The sequence below is a fragment of the Pseudomonas sp. RP-B7 genome (assembly GCF_059803535.1).
In genome coordinates, this window is the sequence record NZ_JAPFHC010000016.1 from 1 (window position 1) to 26,086 (window position 26,086).

A 26,086-nucleotide genomic window follows, 5' to 3' on the forward strand; every position below is an offset into this window, starting at 1 on the left:
TTAACCTGTAAACCATGTCCCCGGTTAGATATGTAAACGATGTCCCCGGTTTGTACCGGGGCAAGCCCGCTCACTACAATTGAAATCGTCCGCCGCCCTGCCCCAGCGCGGTCGCCAGCGCATCAAACCCGGCCAACAGCAACTGATCATCCCCCGACGTATTGCAGATACTCGCCCGAATAAACTGCGGCACCGCCGTCTGCCCCACGGCAAACGCCTCGGCGGTGGCGATCAGGTAATTGTTCTGTTTGAGCTCGGCTTCGATTTCCGATGCGCGCCACGGCTCCGGGACTTCAATCCAGAAGTGCGGGCTGTTGAGGTGCGTGCGGTATTCAAGACCGGCCAACAACCCTTGCACCAAGGCTTTGCGGCGACTGATCTCATTGATCTGCTGGCGCAGCAGGTATTCGGCGGTGCCGTTTTCGATCCACTGTGTCGCCAGTTCCAGCGTCACCGGCGTGGCCATCCAGCAGGTCGAGCGCAGCGCCGCCGAGATGCGGCTGACCAAGGCCGGTGGTGCATGCACATAGCCCACGCGCAACCCGGCAGACACTGCCTTGCTCAAGCTGCTGATCAAAATCGTACGCTCAGGCGCGAAATAGCTGAGGGGCGGTGGACGATCCTCCACCAGCACGCCGTGGGCTTCATCTTCAAGAATCAGTAGATTGTGTTCCCGACAGACCCGGGCCAAGGCTTCGCGGCGCGGAATCGAAAGTACTGCAGTGGTCGGGTTCTGAATGGTCGGCGTGCAATACAACGCCGAAACCCGGTGGTTACGACAGACTTCATCCAACGCCCCCGGTAGCACGCCTTCCTCATCCATCTCCAGGCCGATCAGACGCACACCCAACATGCGCGCCGCCGTGATCAACCCTGGATAGGTCAGTTGCTCGGTGACCACCGTATCGCCGGCGCGCAGCAACGCCATCATGGCGCAGAGCAAACCGTGCTGGCCGCCGTTGACGCAGATGACCTGCTCGGGAATCGGATGAAAATCGCGTTGTACCAGCCATTGCGCACCCGCCTCGCGATAACGCGGCAGCCCGGCGTCGGGCGTGTAGGCACTGATGTCCTGGAGGAACTTGGCGTTGGTCGCCAGGGTTTGCAGGCTCTGGGCCAGGAAGGCCGTTTCCTGCCCTGGAATATGCATGTTGCGGCTCATGTCGAAGTACTGGCGCGGCTCCTCGCTGAAGTTGCGAAAGCCTTCATCGCGCTGGCGCTCCATCCCACGCTTGCGCACGAAAGTTCCGTCCCCCACCCGCGCCACCACCAACCCCAGGCGTTCCAACTCGCCGTAGGCCCGGCTGATGGTGCCGATGGTCACCCCCAGATTGTCGGAAAGCACCCGATGAGGCGGTAGCTTTCGTCCTGGTTCAATCAGCCCTTCAAGGATGCCCCGTTCCATGACATCGGACAGGCGCTTGTACTTCACGCCCTGACCGCTGGACAACCCCTCACGCATAATTGACACCATGTCAATATTTGTTTTGACAGCCATCTTTCGCCCTAATAGTGTGCTTTTACGGGTTCAATCACCGGATGAAACAACTCAATACACAGTCAATATAGAGTTCAATTCCGGCTCATGGAAGTAATAAACGATGCCAATGTCCGCCGTTCTCGAAAACACTGAAAAAACCAAATCCCAGAAACAATGGCTGGCCGGCCTGGTCACCAGCGTGATGTTCCTGATCGTGTGCCTGAGCTGGGGCACCACCTGGCTGGGCATCAAGATCGCCGTGGAGAGCGTGCCGCCGCTGACGTCCGCCGGCCTGCGCTTCCTGATCGCCTTCCCGCTGTTCCTGTGTTTTGCCATGGTGCGCCGGGAGCCGATCCTGTTTCCCCGGGAAAGCCGCTGGTTCTTCGTGTTCGTGACGCTTTCCTACTTCAGCGTTCCTTATTACCTGCTCAACTACGGCGAGATGCATGTCTCGTCCGGGCTTACCGCCCTGCTGTTCAGTTGCATGCCGGTGTTCATCCTGATTTTCTCCGCGCTGTTCCTGCGCGAGCGCATCTACTTCTCCCAGGTGGTCGGCATCGGCATCGGTTTCGGCAGCCTCTACATGATCATCAAGAGCCAGGGCCTGCACCTGGACCACGCCGAGTTTCTCGGGGTACTGGCCATTCTGAGCGCCGCGATCATGCACGCCTTGTGCTACGTCATTACCAAGCAAAAAGGCAGCGCCATCAGCGTGATCACTTACAACACCCTGCCCATCGGCATTGCCGGGCTGATGCTGTTCGTGGCGGGCCTGTGGTTTGAAACGCCGACCTTCGAGGCCATCACCCTGCGCTCCTGGAGCGCGTTGTTCTACCTGGGGCTGGTGGCCTCGGTCGGCGGGTTCATCGTGTACTTCATGCTGCTCAAGCGCTTGAGCCCGATCATCCTGTCGTTCGTGTTCATCATCTTTCCGGTGTTCGCGGTGATCATCGGCGCCTGGTACGAAGGCATGGCGATTTCCCGCGACCTGATGCTGTACTCGGCCATCCTGCTGGCCGGCTTTGCGATCACCAAGTTGCCGATTGAAAAACTCCTGGCCAAGAAAAATTGAGCTTGCGGCCCCATCAACATCAACCACGCGAGAGAAACATGGACGTCCTCCGCCCAAAAGCCCTGGAACAGATCTACGCCCACGCCAGCTCTAGCTATCCCGAGGAATGCTGTGGCTTCGTCTTCGCCGACGGCAGTGTGCACCTGGGCAGCAATATCCAGAACGAGCTGCACCGCAAGAACCCCCAGATATACCCGCGCACCGCCGCCAACGGCTACACCTTCTCGGTGGCCGACACCCTACTGATGAACAAGGCGTCTCGCGGCAACAACCCGGTGGTAGTGATCTATCACTCCCACCCCGACGTAGGCGCCTACTTCAGTGACGAAGACCAGGACAAGGCGCTGTTCATGGGCGAACCGATCTTCCCTGTGAGTTATCTGGTGGTCGACGTTCGCCAGGGCCACGCCCTGGGCTCAAAGCTGTTTGCCTGGGATGGCAAGCATTTCGCCCTCAACCCTTTCAACGACCTGCACACGGAGTTGTCCATGAACGCTGTCTCTTTCCCCGACATTCTGGTTCGCGTAGCCAAGCTGCCGGAATCGACCCTTGAAGGCACCGGATCGACATTGCGCGAAGTCATTGAAAACCTCTGCATCAATCACCCGCAACTGCGCCCGCACCTGTTCCACGAGAAGAACAACCAGCTCAAGGAGCACTTCCTGTTTACCGCCGAGGAAGAACTGGTGGGCGCCGATGATCGCCTCCCGGAAAAGGCCAGGATCGAAGTGCTGCTCGCCACTTCTGGCGGCATCGATGTCGACACGCTGAGCAATGAAGAAGTGCAGCGCTATGTGCGCCACATCACCCTGCCCGGCGTCGGTCGCGAAGGCCAGTTGAACCTCAAGAAAGCCAAGGTGCTGATCATCGGCACCGGCGGCCTGGGCTCGCCCATCAGCCTGTACCTGGCGGCAGCCGGCATTGGCACCCTGGGGCTGGTGGATTTCGACGTGGTGGAAAGCAGCAATCTGCAACGCCAGATCGTCCACGGCAACAGCACGTTGGGCCTGCCCAAGGTCGAGTCCGCCAAGCAGCGCCTGCAAGACCTCAACCGCCACATCCAGATCAATGCCCACGACACCGCCCTGAATGCCGACAACGCCCTGGAGCTGGTGGGCGCCTACGATCTGGTGATCGACGGCACTGACAATTTCGACACCCGCTACCTGGTCAATGACGCCTGCGTCCAGCTTGGCAAACCCCTGGTGTACGGCGCCATCTACCGCTTCGACGGGCAGATCAGCGTGCTCAACTATAAAGGTGGGCCGTGCTACCGCTGCCTGTTCCCCCAGGCTCCGCCCGCCGAACTGGCGCCCAATTGCAGCGCCGGCGGGGTCATCGGCGTGCTGCCCGGCGTGGTCGGGATGATCCAGGCCACCGAAGCGATCAAATTGCTGATCGGCATCGGCGAACCCTTGTCCGGCCGCCTGATGCGCTTCGATGCGCTGGCGATGAAGTTCAGCGAGATCCGCTTCAAGCGCCGCGCCGACTGCCCGTGCTGCTCGGACCTGCGCCACAGCCAGACCCAGGCGCCAGCGGTCTGCGCCGACGCCGTGCCAAGCCAGCCGTCGCTGGCCGCAGAACGCTACATCAAGCCCCGCGTCCTCAAGCAACTGCTCGAACACCACCACAGCGCCGATGTGCTGCTGGACGTGCGTGACGCCAGCGAACTGGAAGTGTGCAAACTACCAGGCGTGGTGCACATTCCCCTGGCCGAACTGGACAGGCAACTCGACAGCCTCAGCCGCGACAATACCCACTACCTGATCTGCTACGCCGGCACCCGCGCCGAACAAGCTGCCACGACCCTGCTGGCGGCCGGTTTCGCCAACACCAAGGTCTTGCAGGGCGGGATGAAACACTGGGTGCGCGACGTCGAACCCGACATGCCGCTGTATTGAGCCGGGGATCGACTGATGCTGCATGACTCCATCCTCGACGTGATCGGCCACACGCCCATCGTGCGTCTGGCGCAGTTTTCCGAAGACCTCGGCATCGAGGTCTATGCCAAGCTCGAATCCCTCAACCCCGGCGGCAGCCACAAGGCGCGCATCGCCCTGGGCATGATCCTCGACGCCGAACGGCGTGGCGTGCTGATCCGCAACGCCGGGCAAACCATCATCGAGCCCAGTGGCGGCAACACCGGCATTGGCCTGGTAATGGCCGGCAATGTGCTGGGCTACAAAGTGGTGCTGGTGATCCCCGATAACTACAGCCCGGAAAAACAGAAGTTGCTGCGCCTCTACGGGGCCAAGGTGGTGCTGTCGGACAGCCGCCTGGGCAACAACTCCCATGGCGAAAAGTGCCTGGAAATGCAGCTGGAAAACCCCAGCTACGTGATGCTCAACCAGCAGCGCAATGGTGCCAATCCGCAAACCCACCGCGAGACCACCGCGCCGGAGATCCTGCGTGCCTTCGGTGATCTGCGCGTGGACTACTTCGTCAGCGGCATCGGCACCGGCGGCCATATCACTGGCATCGGCGAAACCCTCAAGGCCACATGGCCGCAGCTGCGGGTGATGGGCGTGGAGCCGGAAGAATGCGACCTGCTGAAAAACCAGCACGCGCCGCACCATATCCAGGGCCTGTCAATTGGCCTGATTCCGAGCATTCTCAACCTCGACGTACTGGACGGCATGCTCAAGGTGTCGCGCCAGGAGTGCATCGACATGATGAAACGCATCATGCGCACGGACGCCATCAGCCTGGGCCTGTCCTCGGCGGCCAATATGGTCGCCATCGCCAGGCTCGCCCCGGAACTGCCCACCGAAACGGTGGTACTGACCATGGTCTACGACAATGCCGACAGCTACCTGCCCAGTTTCGAATAAACGGTTTCCCAACCATCCAGAATGTGGGGGTGCCTCCATGGGGGGCTTTATTGACATGCAACAGCTGCACGATGAGTTGCTCACCCACCTCATCAAGACCCTTACGCCAACGCAGATGAAGCAGCTGGAACCACACCTGGCGCCCTTGGTGCAGAACGCCGCCCAGGCCGTGGCCGAAGACCTGATCGCCTACGCCTACCGTGACCCGGCGTCGCGCGGGCGCGGCGAACTGATCCTGGAGTCCTACGCCTCGTTCAAGGCTGTGCTGTTCTATCGCCTGGCGCACCTGGTGTGGAATTTCCCGGACCAGACCAACGGCGTGTTTTCACGCATTGCCCTCAAGCTCAGCAACCAGGGCAAGATCCTCTCCGGCGCCGAGATCCACCCGGCCGCGCGCATCGGCCGGCGCTTTGTGCTCGACCATGGCTACGGCACCGTGATCGGCGAGACCTGCGAGATCGGCAACGACTGCTACATCCTCTGCGGCGTGACCCTCGGTGCCCGTGGCATTGCCAACAACCCGGACGGCAAGCGCCACCCGCGCCTGGGCAACAACGTCGAGATCGGCTCCGGCGCGCGCGTGCTGGGTTATGTGCTGATCGGCGACGACGTGTTCATCAGCCCCTCCTGCGTGATCACCCAGGACGTGCCGGCGGGCACCAAGGTCAAGGTGGTGAACCAGGTGCAATTGCAAAAAAACGACGAGTCGGACCATAGCAACTACCTCGGGGCCTTCGCCCTCGACGAGCGCCTGCACGTGGTCGGCGAGATCAATGCCAACCACAAGGTCACCGTGCTGGACGCCGACTTTCACCCCTTGCAGGGGTTGTTGCTCGAACCCACGGTGAAAGAACGCCATCACCTGCAGTTCCGCCTGCACCGCATCGACTCGGACGGCTACCTGCCGCGCCTGCCGCTGAACCTCAAGGTCTGCGGCCCGGAGTTTGAAATCACCCTGCTCTCCCCCCCTGGCTTGAGCGCAATGGTGCGTCATTTATTGCAAGCCAGCCCACTGATCGTCCGAGGTTGAATATGTCCGTGCACACCATGGAAACCCTGGCGCTGTTTGACAGCGCGCCCTACCAGAACGCATTCAGCGCCCGGGTGATTGCCGTCAGCGAACACGGCATTGCCCTGGAACACACGTTGTTCTACCCCACCGGCGGCGGGCAACCGGGCGACACCGGCCACTTAACCCTGGCGGATGGCACGCGGGTCGAGGTGGTCGGTACGGTACGCGACCCGGTGCTGCGTTCGATCATCTGGCACCAGGTGGAACACTGCCCCGAACAATTGACCGCCGGTGTGCAAGTCGACGCCGGCCTCGATTGGGAGCGACGCTACCAGCACATGAAGATGCACACCTGCCTGCACCTGTTGTGCTCACTGATCGATGCCCCCGTGACCGGCTGCAGCATCAGCGCCGACAAAGGCCGCCTGGACTTCGACCTGCCGGAAATGACCCTCGACAAAGACAGCCTCACCCGCGACCTCAATGCGCTGATCGAACAGGCCCACACGGTAAAGGCCCTGGCGATGCCCGCCTCGGAATACGCCACCCTGCTGCAGATCACCCGCACCCAGGCGGTCGCGCCGCCAGTGATCCAGGGCTCGGTGCGCATCATTGAAATCGCCGGCATCGACATCCAGCCCTGCGGCGGCACCCATGTGATCAACACCGAGGAAATCGGCCGGGTGTTCTGCGAGAAGATCGAGAAGAAGAGCAAACACAACCGGCGGGTGATCCTGCGCTTCGAGTAATGGCCACGCAGCTGGGGAGCCAACCCCCCGGCCGCTTTTCGTACAGCGAACTGACAGGAAATTTATCCGCCTTGTAACATTCAGAAACGTAGAATCTCGCCAGCAGGTCATCGTCCTGATGCACTGCCACCTGACTCTCGGAGAAAGAGCGCCCGCCCCTTCTCGCGGGGTCTTTCGAACAGAAGCCAAGCTCACCCCACCGCTCCCCTGAACCTGAACGCTGCAGGAATGACTGCCTATGAATAAAGTGCTCCGTCACTACATACCAGCATCCACCATGCGCTTGCTGCCCAACCGTTGGGATTTGGTCGCCCTGCCGCTGGTGATCGGCTTTCTGCTGTTTTTTTCCATCACTGCGCGGGAAACCTGGGCCCCCATCGAGACGCTGCAGAGCGAGGTCATTTCCCTCGACCCCGCCAACCTGCCGGAATATGCGATGCGCACCACCCTGCGCATGCTCGCGGCGATGGTCGCGGCGCTGATCTTCACCCTGCTCTACGGCACCCTGGCCGCCAAAAGCCGGCGCGCCGAAAAACTGCTGGTGCCCGTGCTCGACATCCTGCAATCGGTGCCGGTGCTCGGTTACATCTCGTTTACCGTGACCTTCTTCCTGCTGCTGTTTCCCGGCCGCGTGCTGGGCGCAGAGTTCGCGGCGATCTTCGCGATCTTCACCAGCCAGGCCTGGAACATGACGTTCAGCTTCTACCAGTCGCTGCGCATGCTGCCCCATGACCTGGTGGAAGTGTCCACCAACCTGCGGCTGTCCGGCTGGCAACGCTTCTGGAAGCTCGACGTGCCGTTCGCCATGCCGGGGCTGGTGTGGAACATGATGATGAGCATGTCCGGCGGCTGGTTTTTCGTGGTCGCCTCCGAAGCCATCACCGTCGGCGACAAGACCATCACCCTGCCCGGCGTCGGTTCGTACCTGGCCTTGGCCATTGCCCAGAAAGACCTGCATGCCGTGGGCTATGTGATCCTGGCGATGATCGCGGTGATCCTGATCTACGACCAGTTCCTGTTCCGCCCACTGGTGGCCTGGGCCGACAAGTTCCGCATGGAAACCACCGCCTCCCAGGGCGCTGCGCCGCAATCCTGGGTGCTGAACCTGATCCAGCGCACGCGCATGGTCCAACGCATCCTGCGCCCCATCACCCGCGCCATCGGCCGCATCGGCAACAAACGCTTCAGGCTCGCCGGCGGCGCGTTCAAGGCATTGCCGAGCGAATCGCCGGCAGCGTCCAAGGTGATCGATTGGGTATGGGGCGGGTTGATTGGCCTGCTCACGGCCTACGCGCTGTACCACATCGTGCAGTACGTCGGCACCGAAGTGACCTTCGCCGAGGTCGGCCATGTCTTCGTACTCGGTTTGATAACCCTGCTGCGAGTGACCGGCCTGATCCTGATTGCCTCGCTGATCTGGGTACCGCTGGGCGTGATGATCGGCCTGCGTCCGCGCCTGGCGCAAAAGATCCAGCCCGTGGCGCAGTTCCTCGCGGCGTTTCCGGCGAACCTGCTGTTCCCGGTATTCGTCATTGTGATCCTGCACTACCACCTCAACCCGGACATCTGGCTCAGCCCGCTGATCGTCCTGGGCACCCAGTGGTACATCCTGTTCAACGTGGTGGCCGGTGCCAGCGCGTTTCCCAATGACTACAAGGAAGCCGCCGCCAACTTCCGCATTCGCGGCTGGCTGTGGTGGCGCAAGGTGATGCTGCCGGGCATTTTCCCGTACTACGTCACCGGCGCGATTACCGCATCGGGTGGCGCATGGAACGCCAGCATCGTTTCCGAGTATGTGTCCTGGGGCCAGGACAATGTGGTCGCCCACGGCCTTGGCGCCTACATTGCACAAACCACCGCGGCGGGCGACTTCCCGAAAATCGCCCTGGGCGTGGTGGTGATGTCGATCTTTGTGGTGGTCTTCAACCGTGCGGTCTGGCGCCCGATGTACGCCATGGCTGAGAACAAACTGCGTCTGAATTGAGGGGCAATTTGCCGAGATGAGTACCTATACCGAACACACTGCCGACACCCCGGAAATCTACTCGCTGAAAAATGTGAACCGAGTGTTCGGCAAAGGCAAAGACGAGCTGCAAGTGCTCAGCGGCGTGGACCTGAGCCTGCACGAAGGCGAGATCGTCGGCATGCTCGGCCGTTCCGGTTCCGGCAAGTCGACCTTGCTGCGCATTATTGCCGGGCTGATCCAGCCGTCGTCGGGCGACGTGCGCTACCACGGCGTACCGCTGACCGGCCCGGCCGAAGGCGTGGCCATGGTGTTCCAGACCTTTGCCCTGTTCCCGTGGCTGACCGTGCTGGAAAACGTCGAGGCCGGCCTGCAAGCCTTGCAGGTCGAACGCAAGGAAGCCCGCCGCCGTGCCCTGGCCGCCATCGACCTGATCGGCCTGGACGGTTTTGAAAACGCCTACCCCCGCGAATTGTCCGGTGGCATGCGCCAGCGCGTCGGGTTTGCCCGTGGCCTGGTGGTCAACCCGACCCTGCTGCTGATGGACGAACCCTTCTCCGCCCTCGACGTGCTCACCGCCGAAACCCTGCGCACCGACTTGCTGGAGCTATGGAGTGGCAAGCAATTACCGATCAAATCGATCCTGATCGTGACCCACAACATCGAAGAAGCGGTGTTGATGTGCGACCGCATCCTGGTGCTGTCCTCCAACCCCGGCCGGGTGGTCGCCGAGATCAAGGTGCCGTTTGCCCACCCACGCAACCGCCTGGACCCGACGTTCCGGCAAATGGTCGATGACATCTACGCGCTGATGACCGACCGACGCAGCGCCGATGCCAGCGCCGGCAAGCCGGAGTTGAAGATGAGCAGCCTGCTGCCGGAAGTCTCCACCAACCTGATGGCCGGCCTGATCGAAACCCTGGCCGCCGAGCCCTACAACGGCCACGCGGGCTTGCCCAACGTGGCCGAGCGGCGCTTGCTGGAAGTCGACGACCTGTTCCCGGTGGCCGAGATGCTCGAGCATTTGGGCTTCGCCGAACTCAAGGGCGCCGACATCACCCTCACCGACGCCGGCAAACTGTTTGCCGACTACGGCACCCAGGAACGCAAGACCCTGTTCGCCGAGCACCTGATCCAGCACGTACCGCTGGCCGCGCGCATTCACCAGGTACTGCTCGAACGCAGCGGGCACCGCGCGCCACGGGTGCGTTTCGAACAGGAGTTGGAAGACTCGATGACCGAAGCCTTCGTGGAAAAGACCCTGGAAAGCGTGGTGGCGTGGGGGCGGTACGCGGAGATTTTCTCCTACGACGACCACACTGAGACATTCAGCCTGGAAGACGTCGAAGGCAGCATGTAGTTAGTCAGGACCAACACAGTTCCACATGTGGGAGCGGGCTTGCTCGCGAAAGCGGTGTTTCAGCCAGCACAGGTAGCGACTGACACTCCGCTTTCGCGAGCAAGCCCGCTCCCACACAAGCTCACTTCGACATTGAATCTCTGGTGTTTTCAGATTACGAACAGGTCCATGAAGCGATTGACCGGCGTGGCCTCAAGCTTCGCCTGATCCTTGCACAACGCAAAAATCTCCCCGCTGCGCTGCGCGGTAAACCGCGTGGCCAGGTTGGCCTTGAACTTGTCTTCCAGCAATGCAATACCCTCCACCCGACGACGGCGATGACCAATCGGGTATTCCACCGCCACCTGCTCGGTACTGGAGCCGTCCGTGAAAAACACCTGCACCGCGTTGGCAATTGAGCGTTTGTCGGCTTCCAGGTATTCGCGGCTGTAGCGCGGCTCTTCGACGATGACCATCTTGTCGCGCAACGCGTCGATGATCGGGTGCGCGGCGTGGAATTCATCTTCGTACTGCTCGGCCACCAAATTGCCAAACGCCAGCGGCACGGCGGTCATGTATTGCAGGCAGTGGTCACGGTCGGCAGCGTTGGCCAGTTGGCCGACCTTGGAGATGATGCGGATCGCCGATTCATGGGTGGTGATCACGATGCGCTCGATTTCATGCAGGCGATCCTTGACCAACGGGTGCAAGGTCACGGCGGCTTCGCAGGCGGTTTGCGCGTGGAACTCGGCGGGGAAGCTGATCTTGAACAGCACGTTTTCCATCACGTAAGTGCCGTAGGGCTGGGACAGGCTGAATGCGCGTTTGTCTTCGGGCTTGAGGGCCAGGTCCTTGTTGGTGTGGCTGAACAGCACGTCGTAGAAACCCCATTGCGGCGCGCTCAAGACGCCGGGGATGCCCATCTCGCCACGCAGGGCGATGTCGGCCAGGCGCACACCGCGACTCGACGCATCCCCCGCCGCCCATGACTTGCGCGAACCCGCGTTCGGCGCGTGCCGATAGGTGCGCAGCGCCTGCCCATCGACAAACGCGTGGGACAGCGCGGCAAGCAACTGCTCGCGACTGGCCCCCATCAGCTTGGCGGTCACCGCCGTGGAGGCAACTTTCACTAACAGCACATGGTCGAGGCCGACACGATTGAACGAGTTTTCCAGGGCAATCACTCCCTGGATCTCATGGGCCATGATCATCGCTTCGAGTACCGCACGCACAGTCAGCGGCGCATCGCCGTTGGCCACGCGTTTTTGTGAGAGGTGATCGGCCACGGCCAGGATGCCACCGAGGTTATCCGAAGGGTGGCCCCATTCAGCAGCGAGCCAGGTGTCGTTGTAGTCAAGCCAACGCACGATGCAGCCGATGTCCCACGCGGCCTTGACCGGGTCCAAGCGGAACGAGGTGCCCGGCACCCGTGCACCGAACGGCACCACCGTGCCCTCGACAATCGGCCCCAGGTGCTTGGTGCACTCGGGAAAACGCAGGGCCAGCAGGCCGCACCCCAGGGTGTCCATCAGGCAGTTGCGGGCGGTGTCCAGGGCGGCCTGGGAATCGATCCGGTAGTTGAGGACGTAGTCGGCGATGTCCTGCAGGACCTGGTCGTAGTCGGGGCGGTTGTTCTGGTCGACATTGGCGCTCATGGCAGTGCTCCAAGAAAGGGTTGGGGTTAGTCCTCGGGCTCACGGTTGTTGAAAGCAGGTCTTGAATGCCTGCCTTGGAATAGAAACTCTACGTAGGTAGCCCCCTGTGGGAGCGGGCTTGCCCGCGATGGCGGTGTTTCAGTCGATACAGACTTCATTGACCCAGCGCCTTCGCGAGCAAGCCCGCTCCCACACGAGCCCTGTCCCACATTAGGGATTGGTGTTGGGCTTAGAAGGCGTCGCCGGGGATGCGCACGAAGCCTTCCATCAATACCCGCGCACTGCGGCTCATGATGGCTTTTTTCACTACCCACTCACCGTCCACCTGGCTGGCTTCGGCGCCCACCCGCAACGTGCCCGACGGATGCCCGAAGCGCACCGCATTGCGCTCCACGCCACCCGCGGCGAGGTTGACCAGCGTGCCGGAAATTGCTGCCGCCGTGCCAATCGCCACTGCCGCAGTGCCCATCATCGCGTGGTGCAACTTGCCCATGGACAGTGCACGCACCAGCAAATCCACATCGCCGGCCTTGATCGCCTTGCCGCTCGAGGCCACGTAGTCCGCAGGCTTGGCCACAAATGCGATCTTCGGTGTGTGCTGGCGCCGGGCCGCTTCATCCAGTTGTTTGATCAGGCCCATGCGCAGCGCGCCGTAGGCGCGAACGGTTTCGAACATCGCCAGGGCTTTCGGGTCGCTGTTGATCGCGCCTTGCAGTTCGGTGCCGGTGTAGCCGAGGTCTTCGGCGTTGATGAAGATCGTCGGGATGCCGGCGTTGATCAGCGTCGCCTTGAAGGTGCCGACACCCGGCACCTCGAGGTCGTCGATCAGGTTGCCGGTGGGGAACATCGAACCGCCGCCGCCCTCTTCGTCCGCCGCCGGGTCCATGAACTCCAACTGCACTTCGGCGGCCGGGAAGGTCACGCCATCCAGCTCGAAGTCACCGGTTTCCTGCACGGCGCCGTCGGTGATCGGCACGTGGGCAATGATGGTCTTGCCGATATTGGCCTGCCACACACGCACCACGGCCACGCCGTTGCGGGGCACGCGGGCCGGGTCGACCAGCCCCGCGCTGACGGCAAACGAACCGACCGCCGCCGACAGGTTGCCGCAGTTGCCGCTCCAATCCACGAACGGCTTGTCGATGGACACCTGGCCGAACAGGTAATCCACGTCGTGCTCGGCGCGGGTGCTTTTGGCGAGGATCACGGTTTTGCTGGTGCTCGACGTGGCGCCGCCCATGCCGTCGATTTGCTTGTCATAGGGGTCGGGGCTGCCGATCACCCGCAGCAGCAGGGCGTCGCGTGCAGCGCCCGGCACCTGCGCCGCTTCGGGCAGGTCCGTGAGGCTGAAAAACACGCCTTTGCTGGTGCCGCCACGCATGTAGGTGGCGGGGATCTTGATTTGCGCTACGTGTGCCATGGTTCCCCCTCAGGCCGTTGCCGCCGATTCCAGGAAGTCCTGGGCAAAACGCTGCAACACGCCACCCGCTTCGTAGATCGACACTTCTTCGGCGGTGTCGAGGCGGCAGGTCACCGGCACTTCGACACGTTCGCCATTCTTGCGGTTGATCACCAGGGTCAGCGTGGCACGCGGGGTGCGTGCGCCGACCACGTCATAGGTTTCGCTGCCATCGATCTGCAACGTATGACGGTCGGTGCCCGGCAGGAACTCCAGCGGCAACACGCCCATGCCCACCAGGTTGGTGCGGTGGATGCGCTCGAAACCTTCGGCGGCGATCGCTTCCACACCGGCCAGGCGCACGCCCTTGGCCGCCCAGTCGCGGGACGAGCCCTGGCCGTAGTCGGCGCCGGCAATGATGATCAGCGGCTGCTTGCGTTCCATGTAGGTTTCGATGGCTTCCCACATCCGCGTGACCTGGCCTTCCGGCTCGATCCGCGCCAGGGAGCCCTGCTTGACCTTGCCGTTTTCCACCACCATTTCGTTGAACAGTTTCGGGTTGGCAAAGGTCGCGCGCTGCGCGGTCAAGTGGTCGCCGCGATGGGTCGCGTAGGAGTTGAAGTCGACTTCCGGCAAGCCCATTTTCGCCAGGTATTCACCGGCGGCGCTGTCGAGCATGATCGCGTTGGACGGCGACAGGTGGTCGGTAGTGATGTTGTCCGGCAGCACCGCCAGCGGGCGCATGCCCTTGAGCGGACGGGCCCCGGCCAGCGCACCTTCCCAGTAAGGCGGGCGACGGATATAGGTGCTTTGCGGGCGCCAGTCGTACAGCGGCGCGACTTTGGGGCCGGTGTCTTCATGGATCGCGAACATCGGGATGTACACCTTGCGGAACTGCTCCGGCTTGACCGAGGCCTTGACCACCGCGTCGATTTCTTCGTCGCTCGGCCAGATGTCTTGCAGGCGGATTTCCTGGCCATTGGCGTCGAGGCCGAGCACGTCTTTTTCGATGTCGAAACGGATGGTGCCGGCAATCGCGTAGGCCACCACCAACGGCGGCGAGGCGAGGAATGCTTGCTTGGCGTACGGGTGAATGCGCCCGTCAAAGTTGCGGTTACCCGACAGCACGGCGGTGGCGTACAGGTCGCGGTCGATGATTTCCTGCTGGATCACCGGATCGAGCGCGCCGGACATGCCGTTGCACGTGGTGCAGGCAAACGCCACCACGCCAAAGCCGAGTTGTTCCAGTTCATGATCCAGGCCGGCGTCTTCCAGGTACATGGCCACGGTTTTCGAACCTGGCGCCAATGAGGATTTGACCCACGGTTTGCGCGTCAGCCCCAGTTTGTTGGCATTGCGTGCCAGAAGGCCTGCGGCAATCACGTTGCGCGGGTTGCTGGTGTTGGTGCAACTGGTGATGGCCGCAATGATCACCGCGCCGTCGGGCATCTGGCCGGGCACTTCGTCCCATTGGCCGCTGATGCCTTTGGCGGCCAGGTCGCTGGTTGCCACGCGCGCGTGGGGGTTGCTCGGGCCTGCCATGTTGCGCACTACGCTGGACAGGTCGAACGTCAGGCCGCGCTCGTATTGCGCGCCTTTGAGGTCATCGGCCCACAGGCCGGTGTGACGTGCATATTGCTCCACCAGCGCGACCTGTTCGTCTTCGCGGCCGGTGAGTTTCAGGTAGGCGATGGTTTGCTGATCGATATAGAACATCGCCGCCGTGGCCCCGTATTCCGGGGCCATGTTGGAGATGGTCGCACGGTCGCCGAGGGTCAGGGCCGAAGCACCTTCGCCAAAGAACTCCAGCCACGCGCCCACCACTTTCTGTTTGCGCAGGAACTCGGTCAGCGCCAGCACCATGTCGGTGGCGGTGATGCCCGGTTGCAGCTTGCCCGTCAGCTCGACACCGACGCTTTCCGGCAGGCGCATCCACGAGGCGCGGCCGAGCATCACGCTCTCGGCTTCGAGGCCACCGACGCCGATGGCGATCACGCCCAACGCGTCCACGTGCGGGGTGTGGCTGTCGGTGCCGACACAGGTATCCGGGAACGCCACGCCGTCACGCACCTGGATCACCGGGGACATTTTCTCCAGGTTGATCTGGTGCATGATGCCGTTGCCCGGCGGAATCACGTCGACGTTCTTGAAGGCTTTCTTGGTCCACTCGATAAAGTGGAAGCGGTCTTCGTTGCGCCGGTCTTCGATGGCGCGGTTCTTCTCGAACGCGTCCGGATCAAAACCACCGGCTTCGACGGCCAGGGAGTGGTCGACGATCAATTGCGTCGGCACCACCGGGTTGACCTGCGCGGGGTCGCCACCTTGCTGGGCGATGGCGTCGCGCAGACCGGCGAGGTCGACCAGGGCGGTCTGGCCGAGGATGTCATGGCACACCACACGGGCCGGGAACCACGGGAAGTCGAGGTCACGCTTGCGTTCGATCAGTTGGCTCAGGGACGCATTGAGGGTGGCCGGGTCACAGCGACGCACGAGGTTTTCGGCGAGTACGCGGGAAGTGTAGGGCAAGGTGGCGTAGGCACCGGGGGTGATGGCCTCGACAGCCGCGCGGGCGTCGAAGAAATCCAGGCGGCTGCCGGGGAGCGGTTTGCGAAATTCAGTGTTCATCGTCAGGACTCGGTCACGGTAGTTGCAAAAGGAAGACCTGTGCCTATCCAGAATTGAAATGCGATCCCAGTGTGGGAGCGGGCTTGCTCGCGAAAGCGGTGTGTCATTCAACACACCTGCGACTGAGACACCGCTTTCGCGAGCAAGCCCGCTCCCACATTTGATCCGGTTTCCAATTCAGGGTCGCCGGTCTTCTTACTCAGCGACGTTCGATTGCCACGAACTTGCGCTGTTCTACGCCGATGTACTCGGCGCTTGGACGGATGATGCGGTTGTTGGCACGCTGCTCGAACACATGCGCAGCCCAGCCGGTCAGGCGCGAGCAGACAAAGATCGGCGTGAACAGCTTTGTCGGGATACCCATGAAGTGGTACGCCGAGGCATGGTAGAAGTCGGCGTTGGGGAACAGCTTCTTCTGCTCCCACATGGTCTTGTCGATGGCTTCGGACACCGGGAACAACACGGTGTCGCCCACTTCGTCAGCGAGCTTTTTCGCCCAGCCCTTGATCACTTCATTGCGCGGGTCGTTGTCTTTGTAGATCGCGTGGCCAAAGCCCATGATCTTGTCCTTGCGCGCCAGCATGCCGAGGGTGCCTTCGACCGCTTCTTCAGCGGACGAGAACCGTTCGATCATTTCCATCGCCGCTTCGTTGGCACCGCCATGCAGCGGGCCGCGCAGGGAGCCGATGGCGGCGGTGACGCAGGAATACAAGTCCGACAGGGTCGACGCACACACCCGGGCGGTGAAGGTCGAGGCGTTGAATTCGTGTTCGGCGTAGAGGATCAGCGACACGTTCATCACCTTGACGTGCAGCTCGCTCGGCTTCTTGCCGTGCAACAGGTGCAGGAAATGCCCGCCGATGCTTGGCTCGTCGGTCACGCAGTCGATGCGCTGGCCGTCGTGGCTGAAGCGATACCAGTAGCACATGATCGCCGGGAAGGCGGCGAGCAGGCGGTCGGTGACGTCGCGTTGCACGCTGAAGTCGGTTTCCGGCTCGATGTTGCCCAGGAACGAGCAACCCGTGCGCATCACGTCCATCGGGTGGGCGTCGGCGGGGATGCGTTCCAGCACTTCCTTCAGGGCTTGGGGCAGGTCGCGCAGCTTGCTCAGCTTGGCGCTGTAGGCGGCCAGTTCGGCCTTGCTCGGCAGTTCACCGTACAGCAGCAGGTAGGCGACTTCTTCAAACTGCGCATCGGCGGCCAGTTCGCGCACGTCGTAGCCGCGATAGGTCAGGCCGGCACCGGCCTGGCCCACGGTGGACAGTGCGGTCTGCCCGGCCACCTGGCCACGCAGGCCGGCGCCGCTCAGTACTTTTGCTTCAGCCATGTCTGTTCTCCAATCTTGTACTTATAGGGAGTCGCGAGTGGAGCTGGGTTCGTGTGGGAGCGGGCTTGCTCGCGAAGACGGTGTGTCAGTCACAGCAATTACAGCTGATACACCGCTTTGGCGAGCAAGCCCGCTCCCACACAAGCCTGCTCCCACACAATCACTTTTTCGCAGCAAACAACGCGTCGAGCTTCTGCTCGAAGGTGTGGTAGTCGATGCGGTCGTACAGTTCCATGCGGGTTTGCATGGTGTCGATCACGTTCTGTTGGGTGCCGTCGCGACGGATCGCGGTGTAGACGTTTTCGGCGGCCTTGTTCATGGCGCGGAAGGCCGAGAGCGGGTACAGCACGATGGAAACATCGGCAGATTTCAACTGTTCGGTGGTGTACAGCGGCGTGGCGCCGAATTCGGTGATGTTGGCCAGGATCGGCGCTTTCACCCGGGCGGCGAACAGCTTGTACATCTCAAGTTCAGTGATGGCTTCAGGGAAGACCATGTCGGCGCCGGCCTCGATGCAGGCGGCGGCACGCTCAAGGGCGGACTCCAGGCCTTCCACCGCGAGGGCGTCGGTGCGCGCCATGATCACGAAGCTGTCATCGGTGCGCGCATCCACGGCGGCCTTGATGCGGTCGACCATTTCCTGCTGGGACACGATTTCCTTGTTCGGGCGGTGGCCGCAGCGCTTGGCACCGACCTGGTCTTCGATGTGGATGGCGGCAGCGCCGAACTTGATCATCGACTTGACCGTACGTGCCACGTTGAACGCCGAGGAGCCGAAACCGGTGTCCACGTCCACCAGCAGCGGCAGATCACACACGTCGGTGATGCGGCGCACGTCGGTGAGCACGTCATCCAGGCCGGTGATGCCCAGGTCCGGCACCCCCAGGGAACCCGCCGCAACCCCGCCACCCGACAGGTAAATGGCCTTGAACCCGGCGCGCTTGGCCAGCAGCGCGTGGTTGGCATTGATCGCGCCAACCACTTGCAGCGGGTGCTCACTGGCGACGGCGTCACGGAAACGCTGGCCTGGGGTGCTCTTGTTATTGGAACTCATCATTCACCTCGTGATTGGGCTGCGCCGTCGGGGAAGTGACGGGCAATGTTGCGTTTGGATGCGCCGATGTGGCGGCGCATCAACAGTTCGGCCAGTTCACCGTCGCGATCGGCAATCGCGTCCAGAATGCGGTGGTGTTCGGCAAAGGCCTGGCGTGGACGATTGGGTGTGGCGGAGAACTGGATGCGGTACATGCGCACCAACTGGTACAGCTCGCCGCAGAGCATTTGCGTGAGGGTGCGGTTGCCGGCGCCCTGGATGATCCGGTAGTGGAAGTCGAAATCGCCTTCCTGCTGGTAGTAGCCGACGCCAGCCTGGAACGCGGCGTCGCGTTCGTGGGTATGCAGCACTTGGCGCAGTTCTTCGATTTCGGCGTCGGTCATGCGCTCGGCCGCCAGGCGGCAGGCCATGCCTTCGAGGGATTCGCGGATTTCATAGAGTTCGATCAACTCGGCGTGGCTCAACGACACCACCCGCGCGCCAACATGCGGTATGCGCACCAGCAGGCGCTGGCCTTCCAGGCGGTGGATCGCCTCGCGCAGCGGGCCACGGCTGATGCCGTAGGTGCGCGCCAGCTCCGGCTCGGAGATCTTGCTGCCGGGGGCGATCTCGCCCTTGACGATGGCGGCCTGGATACGGCGGAAGACGTTCTCAGACATGGTCTGGGATTCGTCCGTTGTCGCCACCGAGGCTTCCGCTTGATCCAGCATATTGTCGACACCTTTAAAATCAATGTGGCAAAAACTAGCCAATCAAGCCTGGATAGTCAAAGAATAAATCCACATTGTCGACAATCGTCTAATAACCCCCTTCACACTTGATAAGGGCATGGCCGCCTGCCAGCGCTGGCGCCAAAAAAGCATCATGTTAGAATGCCCGCCGCTTTTGCCTGACATCATCTGATGAAAAGGCGCACGAGGGAGTTTGCGCAGCAATGCCAGTCGCCTTGAATTGAACATCGCACTGTACAGCCTCGGGATTTATGAGACTCAAGCCCTTCCTTCTATTGATCAGCCTGTTGACCCTACCAAGCCTTGGCATTGCCGCCGAGAAGACTGTGTATGGCCTGAACGAATACGCCAAGCTGGCGGGTATCGACCTCGAAGTCGCCGCCAAACTCGACACCGGTGCCAAGACCGCCTCCCTCAGTGCCCGCGACATCAAGCGCTTCAAGCGCAATGGTGAATCCTGGGTACGCTTCTACCTGGCCATCGACACCGCCCATTCCCACCCCATCGAACTGCCCCTGGCCCGCGTCAGCAAGATCAAGCGCCGCGCCGGTGACTACGACCCCGATGAGGACAAGAAATACACCGCCCGTCCGGTGATTGCCCTCGACGTCTGCATGGGCAACGCTTTACGCAGCATCGAAGTGAACTTGACTGACCGTAGCGCATTCCAATACCCGCTGCTGATCGGCTCCGAAGCCTTGAAACGCTTTGATGCGCTGGTCGACCCCAGTCTTAAATACGCAGCAGGCAAACCCGCCTGCGCCGCCGACGCTTATACCGCCGAGTAAACCGAATGCGCTCTCTGACCCTGCACCTGAAAATCCTGATCACCATCCTGGTGGTGTTGGGTATTTCGGTCACCGCCTACCAGATTTTCGTGCTGGGGATCCCCGTTACCGAGGACGCCACCGACGACTTGTGGAATATCGACGCCAAGGTCGAGTTCGTCGCCAACCCGAAGGACCCGGTGAAGATCCAAATGTTCGTGCCGCCGCTGAGCCGCGACTTCGTCAGCCTCAACGAGAGCTTCATCTCGAACAACTACGGGGTCAGCGTCAACCGCATCGACGGCAACCGCAAGGTGACCTGGTCGGCGCGCCGCGCCAAAGGCAACCAGACCCTGTATTACCGCCTGGTGCTGACCAAGCGTTACAGCGGTGAAAAGGTCAAGATCAAGGGCCCGACCTTCCGCGACAGCATCGCCGTGGAAGGCCCGGAAAAAATCGCCGCCGAAGCCCTGCTGGCGCCGATCCGCCAGCACTCGGCCGACGTCGAGACCTTCATCACCGAAGCCATCAAGCGCACCAACAACCTCAACGACGACAACGTGAAGCTGCTGCTGGCGGGCGACCCGTCGACGCCGCACAAGGCCAAGATCGTCGAGTTGCTGCTGTCCATCGCCCACGTGCCGGTGGAAAAAGTCCACACCATCCGCCTCGTCGCCGACCAACCACAAACCCCGGAGCTGTGGCTGCGCAGTTTCAACGGCAATGACTGGCTGTACTTCAACCCGGAAACCGGCGAACAAGGCCTGCCCGCCGACCGCCTGCTGTGGTGGACTGGCGATGAAAACCTGATCACGGTGGATGGCGGCAAGAAAGCCATGGTGACCTTCAGCCTGAACAACAGCGAGATGAACGCGATTCGCCTGGCCAAGCTGACGGACGAAAACACCGACGCCAACTTCCTCGAATACTCGTTGTACGGCCTGCCGCTGCAAACCCAGCAGACCTTCATGATCATGGTGATGATCCCGATCGGCGTGCTGGTGATCCTGATCCTGCGCAACCTGATCGGCTTGCAGACGCTGGGGACGTTCACCCCGGTGCTGATCGCCCTGGCCTTCCGCGAGACGCAGTTGGGCTTCGGGATTGTGCTGTTTACGATCATCACGGCGCTGGGGCTTTCGTTGCGCTCCTACCTGGAGCATTTGAAGTTGCAGATGCTGCCGAGGCTGTCGGTGGTGCTGACCTTCGTGGTGGTGCTGATCGCCGCCATCAGCCTGTTCAGCCACAAGCTGGGCCTGGAGCGCGGCTTGTCGGTGGCGCTGTTCCCTATGGTGATCCTGACCATGACCATCGAACGCCTGTCGATCACCTGGGAGGAACGCGGCGCCAACCATGCGCTGAAAGTGGCGATCGGCACGTTGTTCGCCGCGTCCCTGGCGCACCTGATCATGAGCGTGCCGGAGCTGGTGTACTTCGTGTTTACCTTCCCGGCGATCCTGTTGATCCTGGTGGGCTTCATGCTGGCCATGGGGCGTTATCGCGGCTACCGCCTGACCGAGCTGGTGCGTTTCAAGGCGTTCTTGAAGGCTGACCAGTAATGTTCGGTTTCTGGAAGACCTGGAAAGCCCTCGAAGCGCGGGGAATCATGGGCATCAATCGGCGTAATGCCGACTACGTGCTCAAGTACAACAAGCGCAGCCTGTACCCGATCGTGGATGACAAGATCATCACCAAGGAACGGGCAATTGCCGCTGGCATCCACGTGCCGCAAATGTACGGAGTGATCTCCACCGAGAAGGAAATCGACAAGCTCGACGAGATCATCGGTGGGCGCAGCGACTTCGTGATCAAGCCGGCCCAGGGCGCCGGCGGTGATGGCATCCTGGTGGTGGCGGACCGCTTCGAGGGCCGCTATCGCACGGTATCGGGCAAGATCATCAGCCATGAAGAAATCGAGCATCAGATCTCCAGCATCCTCACCGGCCTGTATTCCCTGGGCGGCCACCGCGACCGCGCGCTGATCGAGTACCGCGTGGTACCCGACCAGATCTTCAAGAGCATCAGCTACGAAGGCGTGCCGGACATCCGCATCATTGTGCTGATGGGTTACCCGGTGATGGCTATGTTGCGCCTGCCGACACGCCAGTCCGGCGGCAAGGCCAACCTGCACCAGGGCGCCATCGGCGTGGGCGTCGACCTGGCCACCGGCCTGACCCTGCGGGGCACCTGGCTGAACAACATCATCACCAAACACCCCGACACCACCAACGCGGTGGACGGCGTGCAACTGCCCAACTGGGACGGTTTCATGAAACTCGCGGCCGGTTGCTACGAGCTGTGCGGGCTGGGTTATATCGGTGTGGACATGGTGCTCGACCAGGAAAAAGGCCCGCTGATCCTGGAACTGAATGCGCGGCCGGGGCTGAATATCCAGATCGCCAACGACTGCGGGCTGACCCTGCGTACCCACGCGGTGGAAGCGCGCCTGGAAGAGCTGAAGGCCGCTGGCGTGACGGAAACCCCGGAAGAACGGGTAAAGTTCGTGCAGGAGATGTTTGGGCATATCCCGCCGGTTGAAGGCTGAACACCAATCTAATGTGGGAGCGGGCTTGCTCGCGAATGCGGTGGATCAGTTGAAACACCTGTGACTGACACACCACATTCGCGAGCAAGCCCGCTCCCACATTTGAACCGCGGTCTAGGACCCAGTTCTTCGGGGCGCTACAATCCCCTCCCCCCACGCACACGGCTGATCCATCCCGCGCATGCCTACCTGCTCCGTACACCCGCTGCCCTACCGGGCCAACCCCGCTGACTACTTCACGGCGATTCGCCATGCCCCCGGCGCGGTGCTGCTGGACAGCGGCCGCCCGGCGGCCGAACGTGGGCGTTATGACCTGCTCAGCGCCTGGCCACAGGCTACATTGACGGTTTCGCCTGACGAAAACGGCACTGATTTCCTGCAACGCTTGCGGGAAAACGTGGCGCATCTGGGCGAGGCGGATTTGCCTCCAGGTTATGAATTACCCTTTGCCGGTGGCCTGATCGGCTACCTGAGCTACGACTTCGGCCGGCACCTGGAACAGATGCCGCACCTGGCGACAGACGACCTGCACCTGCCGGACGCACGCTTCGGACTGTATGCCTGGGCGTTGATCAGCGATCACCAGGCGCGGACCAGCCAACTTGTATTCCACCCCACGCTGGCCGACAGCGAGCGCCAACGCCTGATTGCGCTGTTCAGCGCTGGCATGACCGACACGCCTGCCACCTTCAAACTCCAGGGCCCCATGGCCCCCGACCTCACCGCCGAGGCCTATCGACAGGCCATCGTGCGGATCCAGGACTACATCCAGGCCGGCGACTGCTACCAGGTCAACTTTGCCCAGCGCTTTCGCGCGCCGTGCAGCGGGGACCCGTGGGTCGCCTACTGCGCCCTGCGCGCAGCCTGCCCTACGCCTTTCTCCGGGTTCCAGAGCCTGCCCGATGACGGCGCCGTGCTGAGCCTGTCGCCGGAACGCTTCGTGCACGTCAGCGAACGCCGCGTTGAAACCCGCCCGATCAAAGGCACCCGCCCCCGTGGCCTGACGCCAGAAGAAGACGCCGCCAACGCCGCCGAACTGCTGACCAGCCCCAAGGATCGCGCCGAAAACCTGATGATCGTCGACCTGCTGCGCAACGACCTCGGCCGCACCTGCCGCACCGGCTCGGTGAGCGTGCCGGAACTGTTCAGCCTGGAAAGCTACCCCAACGTGCACCATCTGGTCAGCAGCGTTGTCGGCACCCTGGCCGATGACAAGGACGCCCTCGACTTGATCGCCGGCAGCTTCCCCGGCGGCTCCATCACCGGCGCACCGAAGATCCGCGCGATGCAAATCATCGACGAACTGGAACCGACCCGGCGCGGCTTGTACTGCGGCTCGCTGGTGTACCTGGACGTGCGCGGCGAGATGGACAGCTCCATCGCTATCCGCAGCTTGCTGGTCAAGGACGGGCAAGTGTGCTGCTGGGGGGGCGGCGGGATTGTCGCGGACTCGCAGTGGGAGGCGGAGTATCAGGAGTCGCTGACGAAGGTGCGGGTGTTGTTGGAGACACTGGAAGGTTTGTAGTGACTGGGCTGGCCTCTTCGCGGGCAAGCCCGCTCCCACATTTGACTGCATTCTCATGATGGAACTCGGTCAAGTGTGGGAGCTGGCTTGCCTGCGAAGAGGCCATCAGCCGCGCTGAAAGCCTTACAGGCTCAACGACCGATTCGACGCCTTGATAAATTCCTGCTTCAACGCCTCAAACGTGTGCACCGCCGGGAACTGCGGGAACTCGCGGATCACATTCTCCGGCGCATGGAACAGGATCCCACGATCGGCCTCGCCCAGCATGGTGGTGTCATTGTAGGAATCGCCCGCAGCAATCACCCGGTAGTACAGGCTTTTGAACGCCAGTACTGACTGACGCTTGGGGTCTTTCTGGCGCAGTTGGTAACTCACCACGCGGTCTGTTTCGTCGGTGATCAGACGGTGGCACAGCAGTGTCGGGAAGCCCAGTTGGCGCATCAGCGGCTGGGAGAATTCGTAGAAGGTATCCGACAGAATCACCACCTGGAAGCGTTCGCGCAGCCAGTTGACGAACTCGATGGCGCCATCCAGCGGCTTGAGGGTGGCGATCACTTCCTGGATGTCGGCGAGCTTGAGTCCATGTTCGTCAAGAATGCGCAGGCGCTGCTTCATCAGCACGTCGTAGTCGGGAATGTCACGGGTGGTGGCCCGCAGGGATTCAATACCGGTTTTTTCGGCGAAGGCGATCCAGATTTCCGGAACCAGCACCCCTTCCAGGTCGAGACAGGCAATTTCCACAAGACACTCCTATTTATATTGTTGACGTTGAGCGAGCAAAAGGACTGCCGAACTCTAGCGATTCAAGCTCGCGGCCGCAACGCAGGGCGGATTTTGATACCATCGCCCACCTATAGAGCGCTTAGCGCCACTGACCTTGTAGGAACCGTGCTGATGAACCAAGCCTTCGACGTCGCTGAACTCGCCGCGACTTATGCCAACAAGTCCGCCCAGGACATTCTCAAACTGGCGTTCAGCCAGTTCGGCGATGACCTGTGGATTTCCTTCAGCGGTGCCGAGGACGTGGTGCTGGTGGACATGGCCTGGAAGCTGAACAAGAACGTCAAGGTGTTCAGCCTCGACACCGGCCGCCTGCACCCGGAGACCTACCGGTTCATCGAGCAGGTGCGTGAGTTCTACACAATCGACATCGAGCTGATCTCGCCGGACCAGACCAAGCTGGAACCCTTCGTCAAGGAAAAGGGCCTGTTCAGCTTCTACAAGGACGGTCATGGCGAATGCTGCGGCGTGCGCAAGATCGAGCCCTTGCGCCGCAAACTGTCCGGTGTCAGCGCCTGGGCTACCGGCCAGCGCCGCGACCAGAGCCCTGGCACCCGCAGCCAGGTAGCGGCGCTGGAAATCGACTCGGCGTTCTCCACGCCAGAGCGCACGCTGTACAAGTTCAACCCTCTGGCACAGATGACCAGCGAAGAGATCTGGGGCTACATCCGCATGCTGGAACTGCCGTACAACAGCCTGCATGAACGTGGCTTTATCAGCATCGGCTGCGAGCCGTGCACCCGCCCGGTGTTGCCGAACCAGCATGAGCGCGAAGGGCGTTGGTGGTGGGAGGAAGCGACGCAGAAGGAATGTGGGCTGCATGCGGGGAACATCATCAGCAAGGCTTGAGGCTGATGCAGTAAACAATGTGGAATGAGCTTATGTGGGAGCGGGCTTGCTCGCGAATGCGGTGTATCAGTGATGAATGTATCAACTGACACTCCGCATTCGCGAGCAAGCCCGCTCCCACATTTGTTTTGTATTGGCCATTAGAGATGTACACACACGTGTAACTATCGGTGCCATTTATGTGTGCAATTTTTGCTTGTCCGCACCAATACGTAACACCTATTCCCGCCTATCTTTCCCGTTCGTGAATCGCCCTCTTCCCGCCAAAAAATAAATAGCTGTTCAATCGGTCAATTTATATTTCTTGTAATTCAGTAATTTATTTATCCCACCTACAAAAACGAAATTACCTACAGTTTTCATAGATCGAAAACTGGCACGCA

20 protein-coding genes are annotated in these 26,086 nt (G+C 61.6%); 12 read left to right on the top strand and 8 right to left on the bottom strand.

What is annotated here, in order from left to right; all coding sequences use genetic code 11:
- Window positions 1-73: 73 nt before the first annotated feature.
- A complete protein-coding gene (locus tag OPU96_RS16025) occupies window positions 74-1,498 on the bottom strand; it encodes an aminotransferase-like domain-containing protein (RefSeq protein WP_192297168.1) in 1,425 nt (474 codons plus the stop codon).
- Between the two features lie 160 nt (window positions 1,499-1,658).
- On the opposite strand from OPU96_RS16025, the gene OPU96_RS16030 reads away from it, so the two are divergent.
- The 7 genes from OPU96_RS16030 (at window position 1,659) to OPU96_RS16060 (ending at window position 10,467) form a co-directional block, all read left to right on the top strand.
- On the top strand, window positions 1,659-2,552 hold the full coding sequence (locus OPU96_RS16030; protein WP_192297241.1) for a DMT family transporter: 894 nt from the start codon (window positions 1,659-1,661) through the stop codon (window positions 2,550-2,552).
- Window positions 2,553-2,590: 38 nt separating this feature from the next.
- Window positions 2,591-4,453, top strand: a complete 1,863-nt coding sequence (moeB, locus tag OPU96_RS16035; protein ID WP_498559340.1) for a molybdopterin-synthase adenylyltransferase MoeB — start codon at window positions 2,591-2,593, stop codon at window positions 4,451-4,453.
- Window positions 4,454-4,468: 15 nt separating this feature from the next.
- On the top strand, window positions 4,469-5,383 hold the full coding sequence (locus tag OPU96_RS16040; protein WP_192297170.1) for a PLP-dependent cysteine synthase family protein: 915 nt from the start codon (window positions 4,469-4,471) through the stop codon (window positions 5,381-5,383).
- Between the two features lie 37 nt (window positions 5,384-5,420).
- Window positions 5,421-6,413, top strand: a complete 993-nt coding sequence (locus OPU96_RS16045; protein ID WP_192297171.1) for a serine O-acetyltransferase — start codon at window positions 5,421-5,423, stop codon at window positions 6,411-6,413.
- Window positions 6,414-6,415: 2 nt separating this feature from the next.
- Window positions 6,416-7,144 carry an alanyl-tRNA editing protein gene (locus tag OPU96_RS16050; RefSeq protein WP_192297172.1) on the top strand — a complete coding sequence of 243 codons (729 nt, stop codon included), beginning with the start codon at window positions 6,416-6,418 and terminating at the stop codon, window positions 7,142-7,144.
- Between the two features lie 238 nt (window positions 7,145-7,382).
- Window positions 7,383-9,128: an ABC transporter permease gene (locus OPU96_RS16055; protein ID WP_226454887.1), complete on the top strand. Its 1,746-nt coding sequence runs from the start codon at window positions 7,383-7,385 to the stop codon at window positions 9,126-9,128.
- A 16-nt stretch (window positions 9,129-9,144) separates the two neighbouring features.
- A complete protein-coding gene (locus OPU96_RS16060; protein ID WP_226454886.1) occupies window positions 9,145-10,467 on the top strand; it encodes an ABC transporter ATP-binding protein in 1,323 nt (440 codons plus the stop codon).
- A gap of 149 nt (window positions 10,468-10,616) precedes the next feature.
- On the opposite strand, the gene prpD is transcribed toward OPU96_RS16060, so the two are convergent.
- The 6 genes from prpD to OPU96_RS16090 all read right to left on the bottom strand — a co-directional run bounded on the left by prpD (window position 10,617) and on the right by OPU96_RS16090 (window position 19,216).
- Window positions 10,617-12,101 carry a 2-methylcitrate dehydratase gene (gene prpD, locus OPU96_RS16065; protein WP_498559341.1) on the bottom strand — a complete coding sequence of 495 codons (1,485 nt, stop codon included), beginning with the start codon at window positions 12,099-12,101 and terminating at the stop codon, window positions 10,617-10,619.
- 229 nt (window positions 12,102-12,330) lie between these two features.
- A complete protein-coding gene (gene prpF / locus OPU96_RS16070) occupies window positions 12,331-13,521 on the bottom strand; it encodes a 2-methylaconitate cis-trans isomerase PrpF (RefSeq protein ID WP_192297176.1) in 1,191 nt (396 codons plus the stop codon).
- Between the two features lie 9 nt (window positions 13,522-13,530).
- Window positions 13,531-16,125, bottom strand: coding sequence for a Fe/S-dependent 2-methylisocitrate dehydratase AcnD (gene acnD / locus OPU96_RS16075; protein ID WP_498559342.1), 2,595 nt, complete (start codon window positions 16,123-16,125; stop codon window positions 13,531-13,533).
- Between the two features lie 199 nt (window positions 16,126-16,324).
- A complete protein-coding gene (prpC, locus tag OPU96_RS16080) occupies window positions 16,325-17,452 on the bottom strand; it encodes a bifunctional 2-methylcitrate synthase/citrate synthase (protein ID WP_192297178.1) in 1,128 nt (375 codons plus the stop codon).
- A 160-nt stretch (window positions 17,453-17,612) separates the two neighbouring features.
- Window positions 17,613-18,506: a methylisocitrate lyase gene (gene prpB, locus OPU96_RS16085; RefSeq protein ID WP_027603670.1), complete on the bottom strand. Its 894-nt coding sequence runs from the start codon at window positions 18,504-18,506 to the stop codon at window positions 17,613-17,615.
- Complete coding sequence (locus OPU96_RS16090; protein ID WP_192297179.1) at window positions 18,506-19,216, bottom strand: GntR family transcriptional regulator; 711 nt, start codon at window positions 19,214-19,216, stop codon at window positions 18,506-18,508. The genes prpB and OPU96_RS16090 overlap by 1 nt, the downstream gene beginning before the upstream one ends.
- Window positions 19,217-19,488: 272 nt before the next feature.
- Between OPU96_RS16090 and rloA the strand changes: the two genes are divergently transcribed.
- The 4 genes from rloA (at window position 19,489) to pabB (ending at window position 24,074) form a co-directional block, all read left to right on the top strand.
- Window positions 19,489-20,025: a retropepsin-like aspartic peptidase RloA gene (gene rloA, locus OPU96_RS16095; protein WP_226454882.1), complete on the top strand. Its 537-nt coding sequence runs from the start codon at window positions 19,489-19,491 to the stop codon at window positions 20,023-20,025.
- A 5-nt stretch (window positions 20,026-20,030) separates the two neighbouring features.
- Window positions 20,031-21,563, top strand: a complete 1,533-nt coding sequence (gene rloB / locus OPU96_RS16100; protein WP_192297181.1) for an osmotic stress tolerance membrane protein RloB — start codon at window positions 20,031-20,033, stop codon at window positions 21,561-21,563.
- Entirely contained in the window at window positions 21,563-22,549 is a 987-nt protein-coding gene (locus tag OPU96_RS16105) for an alpha-L-glutamate ligase-like protein (RefSeq protein WP_090400363.1), read from the top strand. Before rloB ends, OPU96_RS16105 begins: the two co-directional genes overlap by 1 nt.
- Window positions 22,550-22,730: 181 nt before the next feature.
- Window positions 22,731-24,074 carry an aminodeoxychorismate synthase component I gene (gene pabB / locus OPU96_RS16110; protein ID WP_498559343.1) on the top strand — a complete coding sequence of 448 codons (1,344 nt, stop codon included), beginning with the start codon at window positions 22,731-22,733 and terminating at the stop codon, window positions 24,072-24,074.
- 123 nt (window positions 24,075-24,197) lie between these two features.
- On the opposite strand, the gene thrH is transcribed toward pabB, so the two are convergent.
- Window positions 24,198-24,815, bottom strand: coding sequence for a bifunctional phosphoserine phosphatase/homoserine phosphotransferase ThrH (gene thrH / locus OPU96_RS16115; RefSeq protein WP_226454880.1), 618 nt, complete (start codon window positions 24,813-24,815; stop codon window positions 24,198-24,200).
- A gap of 153 nt (window positions 24,816-24,968) precedes the next feature.
- Here thrH and OPU96_RS16120 point away from each other — a divergent pair, with 153 nt between their 5' ends.
- Window positions 24,969-25,703 carry a phosphoadenylyl-sulfate reductase gene (locus OPU96_RS16120; protein ID WP_305391366.1) on the top strand — a complete coding sequence of 245 codons (735 nt, stop codon included), beginning with the start codon at window positions 24,969-24,971 and terminating at the stop codon, window positions 25,701-25,703.
- The last annotated feature ends 383 nt before the right edge of the window (window positions 25,704-26,086 follow it).